Source organism: Actinospica acidithermotolerans, assembly GCF_018139625.1.
Lineage (GTDB): Bacteria > Actinomycetota > Actinomycetes > Streptomycetales > Catenulisporaceae > Actinospica > Actinospica acidithermotolerans.
Genome location: NZ_JAGSOH010000147.1, coordinates 1 through 15,384 on the forward strand (window position 1 = coordinate 1; position 15,384 = coordinate 15,384).

At 68.1% G+C, this 15,384-nt stretch carries 14 protein-coding genes; 9 read left to right on the forward strand and 5 right to left on the reverse strand.

The genetic code is table 11. The features are described 5' to 3' along the window. Positions 1-163 precede the first annotated feature (163 nt). Entirely contained in the window at positions 164-1,579 is a 1,416-nt protein-coding gene (locus KDK95_RS30430; protein WP_212521783.1) for an NAD(P)/FAD-dependent oxidoreductase, read from the reverse strand. A gap of 279 nt (positions 1,580-1,858) precedes the next feature. On the opposite strand from KDK95_RS30430, the gene KDK95_RS30435 reads away from it, so the two are divergent. The 4 genes from KDK95_RS30435 (at position 1,859) to KDK95_RS30450 (ending at position 5,927) form a co-directional block, all read left to right on the forward strand. Beyond that, positions 1,859-3,052 (forward strand): winged helix-turn-helix domain-containing protein, encoded by a 1,194-nt coding sequence (locus KDK95_RS30435; RefSeq protein WP_212521784.1) that lies wholly within the window; start codon positions 1,859-1,861, stop codon positions 3,050-3,052. A gap of 194 nt (positions 3,053-3,246) precedes the next feature. Beyond that, positions 3,247-3,921 carry a TetR/AcrR family transcriptional regulator gene (locus KDK95_RS30440; protein WP_212521796.1) on the forward strand — a complete coding sequence of 225 codons (675 nt, stop codon included), beginning with the start codon at positions 3,247-3,249 and terminating at the stop codon, positions 3,919-3,921. Between the two features lie 434 nt (positions 3,922-4,355). After that, positions 4,356-4,880, forward strand: a complete 525-nt coding sequence (locus KDK95_RS30445) for a MarR family winged helix-turn-helix transcriptional regulator (protein ID WP_212521785.1) — start codon at positions 4,356-4,358, stop codon at positions 4,878-4,880. Positions 4,881-4,985: 105 nt separating this feature from the next. Then, the gene (locus tag KDK95_RS30450) at positions 4,986-5,927 is read left to right on the forward strand and encodes an SGNH/GDSL hydrolase family protein (RefSeq protein ID WP_212521786.1); all 942 of its coding nucleotides are present in this window, start codon (positions 4,986-4,988) and stop codon (positions 5,925-5,927) included. 116 nt (positions 5,928-6,043) lie between these two features. Here the strand turns inward: KDK95_RS30450 and KDK95_RS30455 are convergent, their stop codons facing one another. Continuing rightward, on the reverse strand, positions 6,044-7,327 hold the full coding sequence (locus tag KDK95_RS30455) for an MFS transporter (protein WP_212521787.1): 1,284 nt from the start codon (positions 7,325-7,327) through the stop codon (positions 6,044-6,046). A gap of 135 nt (positions 7,328-7,462) precedes the next feature. Here KDK95_RS30455 and KDK95_RS30460 point away from each other — a divergent pair, with 135 nt between their 5' ends. Beyond that, on the forward strand, positions 7,463-7,981 hold the full coding sequence (locus KDK95_RS30460) for a nucleotidyltransferase domain-containing protein (RefSeq protein WP_212521788.1): 519 nt from the start codon (positions 7,463-7,465) through the stop codon (positions 7,979-7,981). Positions 7,982-9,472: 1,491 nt separating this feature from the next. Here the strand turns inward: KDK95_RS30460 and KDK95_RS30465 are convergent. Further along, on the reverse strand, positions 9,473-10,282 hold the full coding sequence (locus KDK95_RS30465; RefSeq protein WP_212521789.1) for a phosphotransferase: 810 nt from the start codon (positions 10,280-10,282) through the stop codon (positions 9,473-9,475). A gap of 90 nt (positions 10,283-10,372) precedes the next feature. Further along, positions 10,373-10,837, reverse strand: coding sequence for a glycine-rich domain-containing protein (locus KDK95_RS30470; protein ID WP_212521790.1), 465 nt, complete (start codon positions 10,835-10,837; stop codon positions 10,373-10,375). A 718-nt stretch (positions 10,838-11,555) separates the two neighbouring features. Between KDK95_RS30470 and KDK95_RS30475 the strand changes: the two genes are divergently transcribed. The 3 genes from KDK95_RS30475 (at position 11,556) to KDK95_RS30485 (ending at position 14,114) form a co-directional block, all read left to right on the forward strand. Further along, entirely contained in the window at positions 11,556-12,746 is a 1,191-nt protein-coding gene (locus tag KDK95_RS30475) for a helix-turn-helix domain-containing protein (protein ID WP_212521791.1), read from the forward strand. 2 nt (positions 12,747-12,748) lie between these two features. Next, positions 12,749-13,093 carry a DUF952 domain-containing protein gene (locus KDK95_RS30480; protein ID WP_212521792.1) on the forward strand — a complete coding sequence of 115 codons (345 nt, stop codon included), beginning with the start codon at positions 12,749-12,751 and terminating at the stop codon, positions 13,091-13,093. Between the two features lie 487 nt (positions 13,094-13,580). After that, positions 13,581-14,114: a hypothetical protein gene (locus KDK95_RS30485; RefSeq protein WP_212521793.1), complete on the forward strand. Its 534-nt coding sequence runs from the start codon at positions 13,581-13,583 to the stop codon at positions 14,112-14,114. A 160-nt stretch (positions 14,115-14,274) separates the two neighbouring features. Here KDK95_RS30485 and KDK95_RS30490 read toward each other — a convergent pair whose 3' ends face one another. Further along, positions 14,275-14,580, reverse strand: a complete 306-nt coding sequence (locus KDK95_RS30490; RefSeq protein WP_212521794.1) for a hypothetical protein — start codon at positions 14,578-14,580, stop codon at positions 14,275-14,277. 155 nt (positions 14,581-14,735) lie between these two features. Here KDK95_RS30490 and KDK95_RS30495 point away from each other — a divergent pair, with 155 nt between their 5' ends. Further along, positions 14,736-15,080, forward strand: coding sequence for an STAS domain-containing protein (locus KDK95_RS30495; protein ID WP_212521795.1), 345 nt, complete (start codon positions 14,736-14,738; stop codon positions 15,078-15,080). The last annotated feature ends 304 nt before the right edge of the window (positions 15,081-15,384 follow it).

Here is a 15,384-nt window from a genome sequence, read left to right on the forward strand (position 1 = left end):
GGGGTGGGGTGGGTCGGTTGCCCCCGACAGGGCCTGCGCTGACAAAAAGAGCAATCAGCCCCCGCCGTCGACATCGTCGACTGCAGGGGCTGACTCGGCGGAACTACAGCTGCACGGCCTGTACGGCCTGCACGGCCCGTACTGCCTGCGAGGCCATCGGCTATCAGGCCGCGACCTTCTCCTTGGCCGCCTCGGCCTTGGCGGCGGTCTCGAGCGCCGGGGCGGGGGCGGGGACCGCCACCTCGGTGAACTCGCCGCGGGGGCTCTCGAACGCGGTCAGGGTGACGGCCTCGCGGCGGAAGAAGCCGGCCAGGATCCAGTCCACGCACACCCGCACCTTGCGGTTGAAGGTGGGGACGCGGCTGACGTGGTAGGCGCGGTGCATGAACCAGGCCGGCCAGCCGCGCAGCTTCGTGCCGTAGACGTTGGCGACGCCCTTGCCGATGCCGAGGCCGGCGACGGAGCCGACGTGCTTGTGCACGTAGTCGTGCACGTTCTTGCCGCGCAGGGCCGCGACGATGTTCTCGGCGAGGACCTTGGCCTGGCGCACGGCGTGCTGCGCGGACGGGGAGCACCAGTTGCCCGGGCCCTTGGACAGATCCGGCACCTGGGCGCAGTCGCCCGCGGCCCAGACGTAGTCGGTGCCGACGACGCGCAGGTTGGCCTGGGTGTCGACGTGGCCCTTCGGGCCGGTCGGCACGCCGAGGCTCTCGACGACCGGGTTCGGCTTCACGCCGGCGGTCCACACGATGGTGGAGGCGTCCAGCTCGGTGCCGTCCGAGAGCACGACGTGCTTGTCGACGCAGGAGTTCAGGAACGTCTTCATCTTGACCTGGATGCCGCGCTTGCGCAGCTCCTCGGCCGTCCACACGCCGAGCTCGGGGCCGACCTCGGGCAGGATCCGGTCGGCGGCCTCGACGAGCAGGAAGCGCAGGTCCTCGGGCTCGACGTGGCTGTACCACTTGCACACGTCGCGGGCCATGTCCTCCATCTCGGCGATGGCCTCGACACCCGCGAAGCCGCCGCCGACGAACACGAACGTCAGGGCCTTGCGGCGCAGCGCCTCGTCCTTGATGGAGTCGGCCAGGTCGATCTGGCCGATGATGTGGTTGCGGAGGCTGATGGCCTCCTCGACCTGCTTGAAGCCGATGCCGTTCTCGGCCAGGCCCGGGATCGGCAGCGTGCGCGGCACGGAGCCGACGGCGACGACGAGCTGGTCGAAGCCGAGGTCGTAGGCCTCGCCGGCGTTCGGCTCGATGCGCGCGGTGCGCCGGGCGTGGTCGACCTCGATCACCTTGCCGGTGAGGACCTCGGCGTTCGGGCCCTTTAGGACGCGGCGCAGCGGGGCGACGATGTTGCGCGGCGCGATCGAACCGGCCGCGGCCTCCGGCAGAAAGGGCTGGTAGGTCATGTAGGAGCGGGGGTCGACGACCGTGACGATCGCCTCGCCGCGCTTGAGGTTCTTCAGGATCCGCTGCGCGGTGTACAACCCGACGTAGCCGCCGCCGATGACGAGGATGCGCGGCGGGATGTTGGCCGGGGACACGGGGGCAGGGGTGTGTTCAACGACATTGCTCATACGGGACTCGCTCACTCGATTCCTTCGACGCGTCCAAATCCTGCTTCGGTCGCTCGGCATCGAGCGGCTGTGGCCTTGCATGCGTTCCTCGACGCACAGCCACGGCACTGGGGCAGATAGTCGCGGAGGGAGGCACCCGTCAGGACACCTCGGTGTTACGAACTTCTCGCTTACCTCTTGATTATACGAGCAGCGCACGGATGACAAGCCACCCCTGCCCCGCCGCGCAATTTTGACAGTCTGCCAGAATTGTCGGACGTCCTCGTTATCGTCGCGGACATGGGTACCACTTTGTCGGCCGCGGAGGCCCGTCGCGCCGCTCTTCGCGCTCAGGGCCTGCTCGGCGCGCTGCCCGGGCGCACCGTGCCCGGCCTGCTGCGTCGGCTGGGGGCCATCCAGCTCGACACCATCTCCGTGCTGGCCAGGTCCCAGGAGCTGGTCCCCTTCGCCAGGCTCGGCGCGGTCGGCAGGCCGGCCGTGCACCGGGCCTTCTGGGAGCCGAAAGGGCCCGGAGCAGCACGCGCCTTCGAGTACTGGGCCCATGCGGCCTGCGTCCTCCCGGTGGAGGACTGGCCGCTCTTCGCCTTCCGGCGGCGATCATATCGAAACCGTAACGATATGTGGGGGATGGCGCCGGATCATGTTTCGGCGCGCGGCGTGATGGAACGGCTCGCCTCCGACGGACCGGTCACGACGACCGAACTCGGGGGCGCGCGGAAGACTCCGGGTTGGTGGGAGTGGTCCGACGTGAAGCAGGCCGTGGAGTATCTGCTCGCGTGCGGTGACGTGGTGTGCGTGGAGCGTCGCGGATGGCGACGGGTGTACGACCTGCCGGAGCGTGCGCTGCCCGAGGCCGCGTTGCACGACGAACTGACCGACCGCGAGTGCCACGTGGAGCTGCTCGCCCGGGCCGGTCGCGCACTCGGAGTCGGGACGAAATCGGATCTGAGCGACTACTACCGGCTGCGCAACGTCGGGAAGTTCGCGGACGTCGCCGAGGAGGCGGGCCTCCTCCCGGTCGAGGTGGAGGGCTGGGGCCAGCCGGCGTGGGCCTCGCCCGAGGCGCTGGAGTTCCTGGAGGCCGGCGGCCGCGGTCGGCATCGCACCACGCTGCTGTCCCCGTTCGACTCGCTGATCTGGGAGCGGGCGCGCACCGAGCGTATGTTCGGGCTCAGCCACCGGCTCGAGGCGTACGTGCCGAAGGCGAAGCGCGTGCACGGGTACTACGCGATGCCGCTGCTGCACGGCGGCGAGTTGCTGGGCCGGGCGGATCCGGCGCGGGAGACGGACCGCAAGGGGGGTGACGTGCTGATCGGGCGCCGGGTCTCGCTGCATTCGCGGCGGGCGGTCGAGCCGATGGCGAAGGCGCTGTGGGAGGCTGCGGAGTGGGTCGGGTGCGAGCGGGTTCGGGTCGAGCAGGTCGTGCCGGGCGAGTTGGCTGAGCCGCTGCGGGAGGCGGTGGCTTCGAGATGAGTGCGGGGGTGCCTATGGTGCGGGTGGACGGTCCGGTCGTCGGGCGGCAACGGACGGTGCGGGGCAGGGCTCCGAACGGGGGCGAGATCGCGGCTTCCGGTGCGCGGCGCGGCGGAAAACCGGGACCGGTATCGGGGGCGAGCAGCCATAATAAGGCGGTGACCTCCGTACCGAACGCCTCGCCACGTACTCGGATGACCGGGAAGGAGCGTCGCGAGCAGCTGCTCGAGATCGGCCGCTCCCTGTTCGCGGAACGCGGATTCGACGCGACCAGCGTGGAGGAGATCGCGGCGAAGGCGGGCGTGTCGAAGCCGGTGGTCTACGAGCACTTCGGCGGCAAGGAGGGCCTGTACGCCGTCGTGGTCGACCGGGAGATGCGCACGCTGCTTGACCTGGTCACCTCGGCGCTCACCGGCGGCCACCCGCGCGAACTGCTGGAGCAGGCGGCGTTCGCCCTGCTGGACTACGTCGAGAACTACAGCGACGGCTTCCGGATCCTGGTGCGCGACTCGCCGGTCGCCGCGTCCACCGGCAATTTCGCCTCGCTGATCAGCGACATCGCCACCCAGGTCGAGGGCATCATGGCGACGGAGTTCCGGCGGCGCGGCTACGACCCGGACTTCGGCGCGATGTACTCGCAGATGCTGGTCGGCATGGTCGCGCTGACCGGCCAGTGGTGGCTGGACGCGCAGAGCCCGAGCAAGGACGAGGTCGCCGCGCACATGGTGAACCTGGCCTGGAACGGGCTGTCCGGGCTCGAGCACGAGCCGCGGCTGATGACCCGGCGCGGCTTCAAGGCGATGAAGTCCCGGGCGAAGGCGGCGGCCGAGGGGGCCGGCGCCGACGCGACGAGCGCCGCGGGGGGCTGACGGTCTCCGCGTGCCGGCCAGTGTGCGGGCAGGTCGGCGGTGGATGGAGCACGGCGGGGGCGAGCAGGGCGGATGTGCGGCTGCCGACCCGAACGGTCAGCCGCTCCGGCCGACGGGCGGCCTCGGCTGCAGCGGGGCTGAGCGCCGCGGACGCGTGGCAAAGGCCCGAGCGGGCCGCTGATCGCCGCGGACGCGTGACAAAGGCCCGAGCGGGCCGCTGATCGCCGACGCGAACGGCCGACCTTCAGGACCGGCCATCCGGGGGCCGCAGCACGGCTGAGCTCCGCGGACGCCTGACAAAAGCCCGTGTGGGGCCGGGGGTCACTCATGCGAACGGCCGACCTTCAAGCCGGCCGATCGGTCGGCCATCCTGCCGACCGCAGCAGGCTCGACGTCAAGATACTTGGCGTAGAGTTTCTTGATAGAATCAGGGGATGAACGAGGAGTCGAGCACGGTCGCCGGGCAGACCCGGGACGAGGTGGACCGGCTCGTCTCCGCCTGGCGGCGGGAGCGGCCCGACCTGGACGTCAGCCCGCTCGAGGTGCTCAGTCGGGTGACCCGGCTGGCTCGGCATCTGGACCGGGCCCGGCGGACGGCGTTCGCCGAGCGGGGCCTGGAGACCTGGGAGTTCGACGTGCTCTCGGCGCTGCGCCGCGCGGGCAGCCCGTACCAGCTCTCCCCCGGCCAACTGCTCACCCAGACCCTGGTCACCTCGGGCACGATGACCAACCGGATCGACCGGCTCGCGGCCAAGGGGCTGGTCGTGCGCGGGCCGGACCCGAACGACCGGCGCGGGGTGCTGGTGCGGCTGACCGACTCCGGCCGCGAACTCGCCGACGCCGCGCTGACCGGCCTGCTGAAGAACGAGCGTGAGCTGCTCTCGGCGCTGCCGGACGCGCGGCTCGAGGTGCTCGGCGACCTGCTCAGGGAGCTGACGGTCCAGTTCGAGGCTGAATAATCGTGCCCTCATGGGATAGCCTGTCCGCGTTTGTCGTTATCCGTCCGTTCCCCGTGGCTTCCCTGGGCCTTCCGCGCGAGGATACCGGCCAGTAGCATTCCGGCCATGAATCGTCGAACCTTGCGATCAATGATGATCGCCGGCGCGGTCGCGGCCGGCTGCATAGCCAGCGGCACCGCGGCCGACGCCGCCACCGCCCCCGCGGCGAGTGCGCACAGCACGGCCGGCTGGGGACAGCGCGGCGGCGAATACGACTACTACCTGGCCCTCGGCGACTCGCTGGCCTGGGGTTACCAGCCGGACTCGGCCGGGAATGGTGTGGAATCCGGCCACGGATACGCCGACGACCTCGCCGCCTACCTGCGCGAGCACGGCAACCGCGAGCTGCGCTACGTCAACCTTTCCTGCCCCGGCGAGGCGACCGGCACGATGCTCGACGGCGGCTGCCCCGACCTCGCCGGCAGCGGCCAGTCCTACACCGTGCAGGAGGACGCGGCGGTCGCCTTCCTCAAGGCGCACCCGCACGCGCGCATCCTGGTCACGCTCGACATCGGCGCGAACAACGTGGACGGCTGCCTGAGCGGCGGATCGCTCAACGCCACGTGCGTCGCCGAGGGAGTGGCCTCGGCCGGGACCCAGCTGCCGGAGATCCTCGCCGAGCTCAAGGCCGCCGCGGGCCACAGCGTCAGCTTCGTCGGCATGAACTACTACGACCCGTTCCTCGCCGAGTACCTGACCAGCGGTGGCCAGACGCTCGCCGAGGAGTCGGTCGCGCTGTCCACGACCTTCAACGGCGTCCTCGGCGCGGGCTACGCTGCGTTCGGCGTCCCGGTCGCGGACGTCTCAAGCGCGTTCCAGACCACGGACTTCACCGACACGACCTCGCTGGGCGGTACGACCGTCCCGGTGAACGTCGCCCGGATCTGCGAGTGGACCTGGATGTGCGCGCCGGCCCCGGTCGGGCCGAACATCCACGCCAACGACGTCGGGTACGCGGTGATCGCCCGGGCCTTCGAGGCGGTGCTTCAGATTCGGGATCAGCGCTGAGGTTTCGCCGGCCAACGTGGGTCCCGCTCGCTGCGCCGAGCGGGACCCACGCGCCCTGACACGGTCGCGTACGGAGCCGTCGACGTGTACGCGGCCCACAAGCTGGTCTTTGCCGGTCACCGAACTTCTCCTCGCGTGAAGTCTCCTCGCGTGAAGTCGATCCGCGCCCATTCGTGTTCATCGATCTCGTGCGGCTGGTTCGATTCCGTCGAGGACTCAGCGGCGGCACCACGGAGGTGCCATGCGGCGAGCGCGAGGGAACAGGCGCCGGTCACTGTGGCAAAGGTCGCCACCGAGGTGAACAGCGTGGTGAGGTCGGCGAGGATGCCGATGCCGATGACCGGGAGCGACACACCGAGGTACACGCAGACGTAGAACGCGGCGCTCACCTCGGCTCTCTGGTCGGCGGGTGCGATACGGGTGAGCTCGTCCTGCGCCGCCAGACAGGCGGCGCCGTGCCCTGTCCCCGCTAGAGTCGCGCCGACGATCAGCAACGCCATGCTGTGCGTGGGCGAAGCGACGACGAGCGTTGCCAGTCCCACGGCCAGGAGGACGAGGCCCGTCGCCTGCGTCCCCGCCGGCGGCGCCCCGTTTCGCAGCAGCAGTTGCACGGCGAACGAGGACAGCAGCACCACCGAGGTCAGCAGCGCGAGAAGCGCGAGGTTGGAGGTACGCACGACCAGTTCCCCGGCGTAGGACGGCATGACGGACAGGAAGAGCCCCGCCGCCACGGCCCAGGCCACGGCACCCGTCAGCCCGACTCGAAGAAACGGGGCGCGGATAGCCGGAGGTACCCGCGGCGTACGAATGTGCAGACCACCACCGCCACGGTCGCCGACGGTCTCGGGAACCGACCACAACGCGATCCCCTCAAAAAGGCATACCGCCATCCCGACCACGAATGGCAGCACCGTGGGCCAGGGGGCCCACTGCGCCAGGACTCCGCACAACAGCACTCCGGCTGCCGAGCCGCCGACCTGGGCGAGTGTCGCCAACAACGCAGCCCGCCGGGCGCGGTCGCTGGCGAGTTCGGCCAGAGCGGCGGTCGCCGCACCGCTGAGCATTCCCTGCGCCACGCCCAGGGTGCCGCGTGCCGCGAACAGCCACGCCGCGCTGTCCGCTATGGCGAACAGCAGCAGTCCCGCCACGGCCAGCCCCAGCCCCAGAGCTATCGCCGGACGACGTCCGAGCCGGTCCGAGATCTGGCCGAACATCAGCAACGCGGGGATCAGCACCAGGGCGTAGACGGCGAACACGAGCGCAAGGACGATCGTGGAGAATTCGAATCGGCGAGCGTAGACCGCGTAGAGCGGTGTGGCAAGGTTGGCCGACAGCAGCATGGTCGCGAATGCCAAGGTGACGATCAAGAGTGCCAGCCGTGGACGAGCAGCCGTCTTCATCGGTAAGACCTCCCGCGCCGCTGCTAACCCCGAAGCGGTCGATCATGCGCCACCGAAAGATGCGTTTTCCCGATCCGCATCTCTCCGCGGCGCCTCGTAGGCGCAGAACGAAGTGGAGTGGTTAGATCCGTCGTTATGGATTCGAAACCGAGCACGCCGTACCAGTCCGATCTTGACGAGTACCTGGCCGCCCTCGACCGTGTCCTTCCGGCCGACGCGGTTCACGGGGTCTATCTGACCGGATCGACGGCGCTGGGCGATTACCAGCACGGACAGAGCGATCTCGACATCCTGACGCTCACGACGCGTGCGCTGACCGAGGACGAGCTGGGCGGCCTCGATGAGATGCACAAGGCGTTGGAGACCGGCGCCCAGCCGCACTCCGACGCGCACTACATCGCCCGCGACTTCGTCGGGAAGCTACCGCCGGAGGACGCCGCAGGTCACGGGCACGTGATCGACGGCGAGTTCCACCGAGGACTTTCCGGGCAGGAGCTGGTCCTGTGGGCCACGCTCGACCAGCACGGGATCACGGTCCGCGGTCCGGAGGCGAAGTCGTTGAACGCGGCGCCGGATGCCAGCACCTTCAAGGCGTGGAACCGCGGGAAGCCAGGGGGCAGCGAACATGTGTTATTGGTTCGTGCCCTGTCTTAAGCTCTCGCTGACGCGACAGGTACGGCCAGGGCGTGAGCCCTGGTAAGCCACCCACAAGGGCGGCCGGTTTCGGGTGCGGGGGTCTCCTCGTCGGGCGGGCTTGCCCGGACCAGGGTTCTGACGGGGTACACCAGCGGCGGAGCGGCGAGGTGCACAGCGTGAGCTGTTCGCCGCTGGTGTGCCCCGTCAGGTTCCTGGTACGCCTTTGGCGCCCGTCGAGGTGACCCCCGCACCCGATCGGCCGACCGAACGCACGTCGCCGCTGCCAGGCGGGCCACAGTTGATCTTGCGCGGGGCTCTCCGAGGAGGGTCCGCGCCGGAGGCGGCCTTTGTTGGTTTTAGCCTCTCGTCTTGCGGTGCGTAGGCTGCGAGCGGGCGGAGATGCCGGCGGAGCCGCGGCGCCCCGACCACGGAATCCGCACATGCGGCGCGCCGCTGCTCTGCCGGTTTCGCAGCCTGGTGGGCACGCTGGAACCTGTGAGCTGGCAACAGCGGAACCGCCGCCGATTGGTCTTTCCTCGCGACCCACCACTCACGTAGCGGAGGGGACGGGACGGAGAGGGACGCGCTGCGCGTGGCGCTCGCCGTAACGGCCACGGGAGCGGCAGAGACTCCTCGGTCCGGGCCATAGCGGAAAGCCCGACCACCCTCGGAATTGTTTCGCGACGGAGGGCCACGGGCCGGGCCACGACGGCGAGTAGCGCCCGGAGGAGCATAGAGACCCGACTTCCGCAGGGTAGATGCGAACGGCGCCCCCCGATTCGTCCGGCCCGTGCGAAGGGCCTGAGCGTTGTGGATTCGAGGGGCGCCTGGTCGCGCTCGTTGTCACCGCATGGGAGCGGCAACAGTTCTCGGGACCGGTCTAGGTGTTGACTGCTCGCTCTTCATCGTGATTGCACGCGCGTTGGAGTTCCAAGGTGCGGAGTGCGAGGAGTGCACGGTATTCGTCGTACTGCTCGGACGTGATCAGTACGCCCATCGGTTCGGGGTGGAGGCGAGTTCCGTTGGGACTTGCGCGCTTGCGAGCCGGGGCGTCCGCCGGGCTCTTGCTGTCGGCGAATCCGAGTTTGTGGGCGGGCAGTCCGGTCAGCGTTTGTAGCGCCCTGAGGTATTCGGGTTTGCAGGTTGCGTGTTCGCCGTTCTCCCACTTCTGCACAAGTCGTTTCGTGCAGTTGTTCGGTACTCCGAGTGCGTTGCCCGCTGTGCGAACGGCGAGTGCGAATTCTCTTTGACTCATCTTCATCGACTCGCGGGCTTTGCGGAGCGGTCGGTTCGGGATGCGTGGGTGAGGTGCCGAGGTCACGGCGTTTGCCTTCTTGGTTCGGGGATGGTGCGCCCGCTGATGACGGGCGGTCAGTCCTTCGTCATCAGCGGGCGCGCGTGGGGTCGTGGCTTGCCCCGGGGGCGCGAAGCGCCCCCGGGGTGCTCTTCAACCGGGCTGGAACCGCAGCGTGGGAGCGGTCAGCGGGCGGGATGGTGCGGCTTAAGAGGTCAGGCCATGGCGGCGCGGTGGTCGGCCCAGGTGGTGGCGGCTTCGACCATGGGTCGGCGCCATGTGGCGTGCGGGTTCTTGTCGGCGAGCTGGCTCCACAGGCGGGAGATCGCGGCGGCGAACTTGGTGATGGCTTCCGGGTTCGCCTCCTGCCACGCGGGGTGTTCAGCGGCCCAGGTTTCGGCTTCGGCCGGGCTGTGGCCTGCGGCGATCAGGCGCGGCAGTACGAGGGCGGGATCAATGAATGCCGCTCCCCTGGTTGCCCAGGCCCAATCGATCAGCCATGCCCGGTCGTCGGTGATCAGCACGTTGCCGACGTGGTAGTCGGTGTGCAGGAGCGCGTCTCCTTCAAGAATCCCGAAGTCAGAGGTGCTGTCGAGGTAGGCGCCCCAGCGCCACCCGGCGGACATCATCTGAACTCTCGGGCAGGAGGTCTTGGCGAGTTGCCCCATCAGGGCGGCGAGCTTCGGAAGGTCGGGCGAGCCGGGCGTGTAGTCGGCGTGCCGGGCACCTTCGACCATTTCGAAGGCGATGAGGTCCCATCCGGCTGCGGTCTCCTGCCACAGCATGCGCGGACCGATTCCCTCGATGTGCGGGCTCACGCGCGCTTCGCGCTGCTGGTCGATCACTGACACGTGGTCCTCGGGCAGGCCCTTGAGGAAGACTCGCCCGGATGCCTCGGTCTCCAGCACGGCGGCAACCGCGCTGTTCGTGCCAGCCTCGGCGGTGCGCGCGCTGCGGATCACGCCGGTTCGCGCCTGCACTGCCGTACGGACCAGTTCGGGTAGTTCGTGGTAATCGATACGCAAGGAAAGCCTCGCTCGGTCGGGGCCGGGCGCCCCCGCCCGTTCCGTGGGCGGACGGGGGCGCTCAGTCAGTTCACTGTAGTGGGCGGTCGATCACTTCTTGGGGTCCGGCGGCGGATCGTTGTGGCATCCGTTGTGGCACTGCGAGCAGTTGCCCGACCGTTCCCACATCGGGGCGTCCACGACGTATCCGGCGGCCACCATCGTGGCCGTGGTGTGCCACACCGAGGCCGCTCCCTCGCTCTCGCTCTCGTCGTCGGTGGGAACGTGGTGGATGAACCGCCCCGCGATCCGGTCACAGAACTCGGCGTACTCCCTGGTGTGGAACAGGAAGGTGTGCCAGCCGAGGTCCACGGTCTCGGACGGGGCGAGCGTGGCCGTGCTCACGGCGCAGGTGCCGAGGAACGCGAGGGCCTGGTCCATGATGCGTTCGGCCGTCGCGCGGTCGGTGCCGTTCTCGATCGCGACGCGCGCGGACAGGCGCTCGAACAGCTTCGGATCGACCAGGCTGCGCCCGGTGATGGCGGGTATGGCTTCGAGCTGCTCTGCGGTAGTCATAATCTCCTCTGATCAGCAGGAATGCGCGGGGCATTCGTCGGCGTGCCGACAACCCGTACGGCTTCATTGGCCGCTCGGGAGCTCGTGGTCTTGGCCTCGTCGTGGCCTGGTCCGGCGCACCCGTACATGCGAGGGTCGGGCGCGGTCCGGGGCGGTCTGATGGCGCTGGCGCCGCCGAGTTGTTGCAGGCCCCGATAAGTGCGCTGCATCAAATACGGGTCCTGCCACGGTGTGAGCGCCGGAGGCGGGGTCCATAGGTCGAATCTCGGTGGGCGCACGTGTTGGCCGAGGTCCGGCGGGCGGTAGGTGATCTGCATCAGATGTACGACCTAGTTGCAGTCACCAGTGGGCTACCTGCTACAGGTCGCCATTGCCCGGTGCTTCCGCAGGGGCGAATCTCTGCGCGCATGGCGCGTACCGGTGCCCATCGATGCTGACAGCCGTCGAGCACAGACACGGCCGCGTCAATGGCCCGCGTCTCGCCGCTCACAATGTGCTCGGTGTGCGGCATGCATGTTGCACCCGGCTCAGCCGTCCAGTAGACCCGCACGTTCCATAGCTCGTCGGTCTCGCTCATCGACTCGTCCCTCCGACCCCGTGTCGATTGCACTCTCGGTTACGCCCCAAGTACATCGAGCAGGAGCACCCGTGGGGAGAGGGCCAAGAGGGGGCTTATTGCGCAAACATGGAGGCCGGCCGCTGGGGCATAATCCGGTGTATGACGCTCGGTGCGGTGGTCCGCGAGCTCCGTGAATCCCAAGGTCTCAGCCAAGCTGAGCTTGCCGCAGAGATCTGTAAGAGGTCTGGGCGGGACACGGTTTCAAAGCGCGAGGTGCGGCGATGGGAGGCCGACGACCGCAAGCCAGGCCCCTACTCTCTTCGCTATCTGGCTGAGGCGTTGGGAGTTGAGGTGGAGGACTTGCGGAGCGTGACTCGCAGAGGCTTTGTATCAGCAGCCTCATTGGTCGTGCCGAGCGTAATTCGTTCGCCCAAGCGTGGTACCCGCCGGGTGGGCCTCGGCGAGGTCGAGGCTATCGACCAGTTGACGGTCACCATTCGGCAACTCGACAACGAGTTCGGCGGCGGTCACGTCTACGGCATCGCGGCCCAAGCATTGAACATGCGCGTGGTGCCGATGCTCCGGTCCGGCTCCTACACGGAACCGGTAGGGCTCAAGCTCAAGCGGTCGGCGGCCCGGCTCGGCCATCTCTGCGGCTGGACTGCCTACGATCAGCGGGATTACCGGAACTCCAAGGCACACTTTGATACGGCTTTCAACCTATCCGACGAGGTTGGGGACCGGGCGTTCGCTGGCGAAATACTCGCCGCCGCTAGCCATCAGGAGATCCACAGAGGAAATCACCTGGACGCAGTTAGCCTTTCTCGGCAAGGCCAGGAGATAGCGCAGCAGAGCGAGACACCTGCACTACTTGCCGAGACAAGGATTCTTGAAGCCAACGCGTGGGCCCTCCTGGGGAACACAAGGGATTGCGAAACGGCTCTACACGAAGCGGAAGTAGCTTTCGATCGGGCCGGGGAATCGAATACGCCTAGTTGGCTGTCATACATGGATTCCGCTTATATGGCGGCTCGATTCGCCCATTGTTTCAGAGATCTCGGCCAGATGGAGCGGGCTCGGGGCTTCGCACAGACGGCGGCCGAAATGAGCGATACGTTTCACCGCACGCAAGCGTCAAACATGGTGATGCTTGCGAGCACGTTCGTCGATTCCGACCCAGACCACGGCTGCGACCTGGGTCTAACCGTACTCGATCTGGTGCTTGGCCTACAGTCTGGGCGCGTCGTAGAGTACGTACAGGACCTTGACCGGCGACTGACGGATGCGCATCCGGAACGTTCGTCGGTTGTGGAGTTTTCTGCCCAAGTACGAGAATCGCTAGGAGTCTAACCATGGCTATCTACCACATCGCGTATGTGGCTGACTGGGAAAAGGCGAAGGCCGACGGCGAGTATCGGATGTCCACGAAAGGTCGGACGCTCGAAGAACAGGGCTTCATCCACGCCGGAGACGCGCCTCAGGTGGCGCCGGTCGCGAACATGGTCTACGGGGGTGAAAGCGGGCTAATCGTGCTCGTGATCGACACGGAGCGGCTTCAGTCCAAGCTTCAATACGACGACGTGAACGGCTGGGATGCACCGTTCCCACACATCTACGGCCCGCTCAATCCCGATGCGGTGGTCGAAGTGTTGCCGCTCGAAAAGGGATCTGACGGGACGTTCGTGTTTGAAGTCTAGGTGCCGATAAGCACTGCGAATTGACCCCGGGCCGTGAGGTGCCGGGGTCGCTTGCTGTCTGAGGTTGGCCGTGTGTGCATCGTCGCAAAGTCATGGTCAAGTTCTGCGCATGTCTCTGAGCTGGGGCGAACGAGAGTGGGGAGGTAGGGGTCTGTCGTTACGCTCGGGTACAGTGGTGACCTCTCCCTGTAGCCGTGAGGGTGCGGACGGTGCGTCCCCTGTCGCAACCGTCTGAGTTTGCCTGATAGCTACGCTGCGCAACTGTTTTGACCCGTGTCGCCCGCTGCTGTAGGGGCTTGGGGCGACACGGGGGGTGTTAACCCGCCGACGATCATAGGGGCCGTGTATGAGAAACACGGCTGTTGAGAGGGGAGGCGGTAGCGGCGTGACAGACGATGGTTCGGACGGTCCGGATAGTGAGCCTGCGCAAGGGCGGTACGTGGTTGGCCGGTGGGGTTCGGCGCCGGAGTTGGCGTACCTTGCGGCGGTGACGGGAGGGCTGTCGGACAGCATCCACAGGGTCACGGGTTCCTCGGCGTTGGGTGTGCGGCGGATTCCTCGGCGGGGCGCGGGTTTCGTGCGCTGCGAGTTGCTGGCGGCGGATGCGCTCGGTGTAGCGGAGGTGCTGGCGACGGCGGATGCGGCGGAGATTTCCAGGCTGGGTCCGTGGGTCTCCGAGTGGCCGTCGTACTGGTCCTCGCTGGTGGCCGAGGACGTTGAGGTGGACCTCGGGGAGGTCAGTCCCGTGTGGTGCGCGGTCGAGCCTGGCGCGGATTACGTCGCGGGGGCCGTTGAGGCGATGGCGGCGGGCGCGGTGTTCTCGGCTGTGCTGAGTTCGTGCCTGTGTGGTGGGCCGATGGCGGTGACTGCGTTGGTGCGCTCCGATGGGCGCGGGGCGGTGCGGGTGGATCTGGCGCCGTGGGACGGCGAGTGGCTGTGGCTGGTGCTGGCCTACCTCGGTTCGCGTGCGCAGGCGGGCAGTTCGGCACGTGGTGAGCGGGTGTACGGGCAGGAGCTTTAGAGGCGGCGGGGGTCGTCCGCGCGGTGAAAGTGGCCGCGCGGCCGGCGCCACCGCGGCGCCCCGGGGCCGGGATTCGGCGGGGTCAGCGCGCCGCGGTGGGGCCGGTGGCGGGGCCAGGTCGGTCCGGTCCACCCGCTGTTCGGGCCGCCTTCCTGCGGAGCTACAGCGGGTCGCAGCTTTGCAGTGCATCGCGCAGGTGGCCGACGGTGGGTAGGGCGAGTGTGCCGTCAACGAAGGTGCGGCATCCGAGGGTCGGGGCACCGTCGCCGGGGAAGATGTCGCGGCCGTCGACGTAGTAGCCGGGTGATCCCCGGAAGTCGGCGGCGATGGCCTCGGACGGTTTGCTGATCGTGCGGCAGGTGAACGTCGCGTCGTGGAGCCCCATCATCTCAAGTGCGCTGCGCAGCCGGACCAGGGCCTCGACGGCATGGCGGCAGTCTGGTGTGAGGAGGACTTCTATCCGCATAGCGCATACGGTCTGCCGCGTGCGAGGCGGGTGGTAGGGCCGAAGGTCCCCACGTGGGCGGTCAGGGCGATAGCGGTGGCGTTCAGTGGTTCGCGAGCTGTCTCGGACGTAGGCTCGATACGGGATGCTGGCTGTGCAATCAAGGGAGTCTGTGCATGTCTGGAATGACCCCGCTCGATCTGCGCGTGCGCCGCTGTAAGTCGGGTGCCACGGTGATCACGGTAAGCGGTGAGATCGATCTGGACTCCAGCGTCCGGCTGCGCGAGAAGCTGATTTCGGCGGTCGAGCGCGGCACGACGGTGCTTGATTTGGCCGGGGTCGGTTTCTGCGATTCGAACGGGATGCAGGTGCTGCTTGAGGCCGAGCACGCTGGGCGCGCGAACGGCAGCGTCTTGCGTCTCGCGGCGGTTCCGACTGCCGTGGAGAGGGTGCTCGAAATGAGCATGACCCTCGATGTCTTCGATGTGTACCCCGATGTTGAGGCGGCGCTCAAGGACTGAGTAAGTGCCTGGCGTGCCCGGGGCCGCAGCGCGCGGACCCGGCCCAGGCCGGCCGGGCTGCGGCGCCCATTCACGCTGGTAGCAGGACACGGGGCGCCGCTGCCCGGCCTGCCTGGCTCACGGGGGTGAGAGCCGGTCACCGGATCGGCCGATGGACTTATTCGTACGCCTGTTCGATAATCGCGGCGTGAGTGACCTTGCCTCGATCCCCGATGTCCAACCGGCGCATGACGTCGATCTGCTGACCTTCGACAGTCAGCGTCGGCAGGCGTTCGCGCCGGTGGTCTTCCGGGAGGGTGGGTGC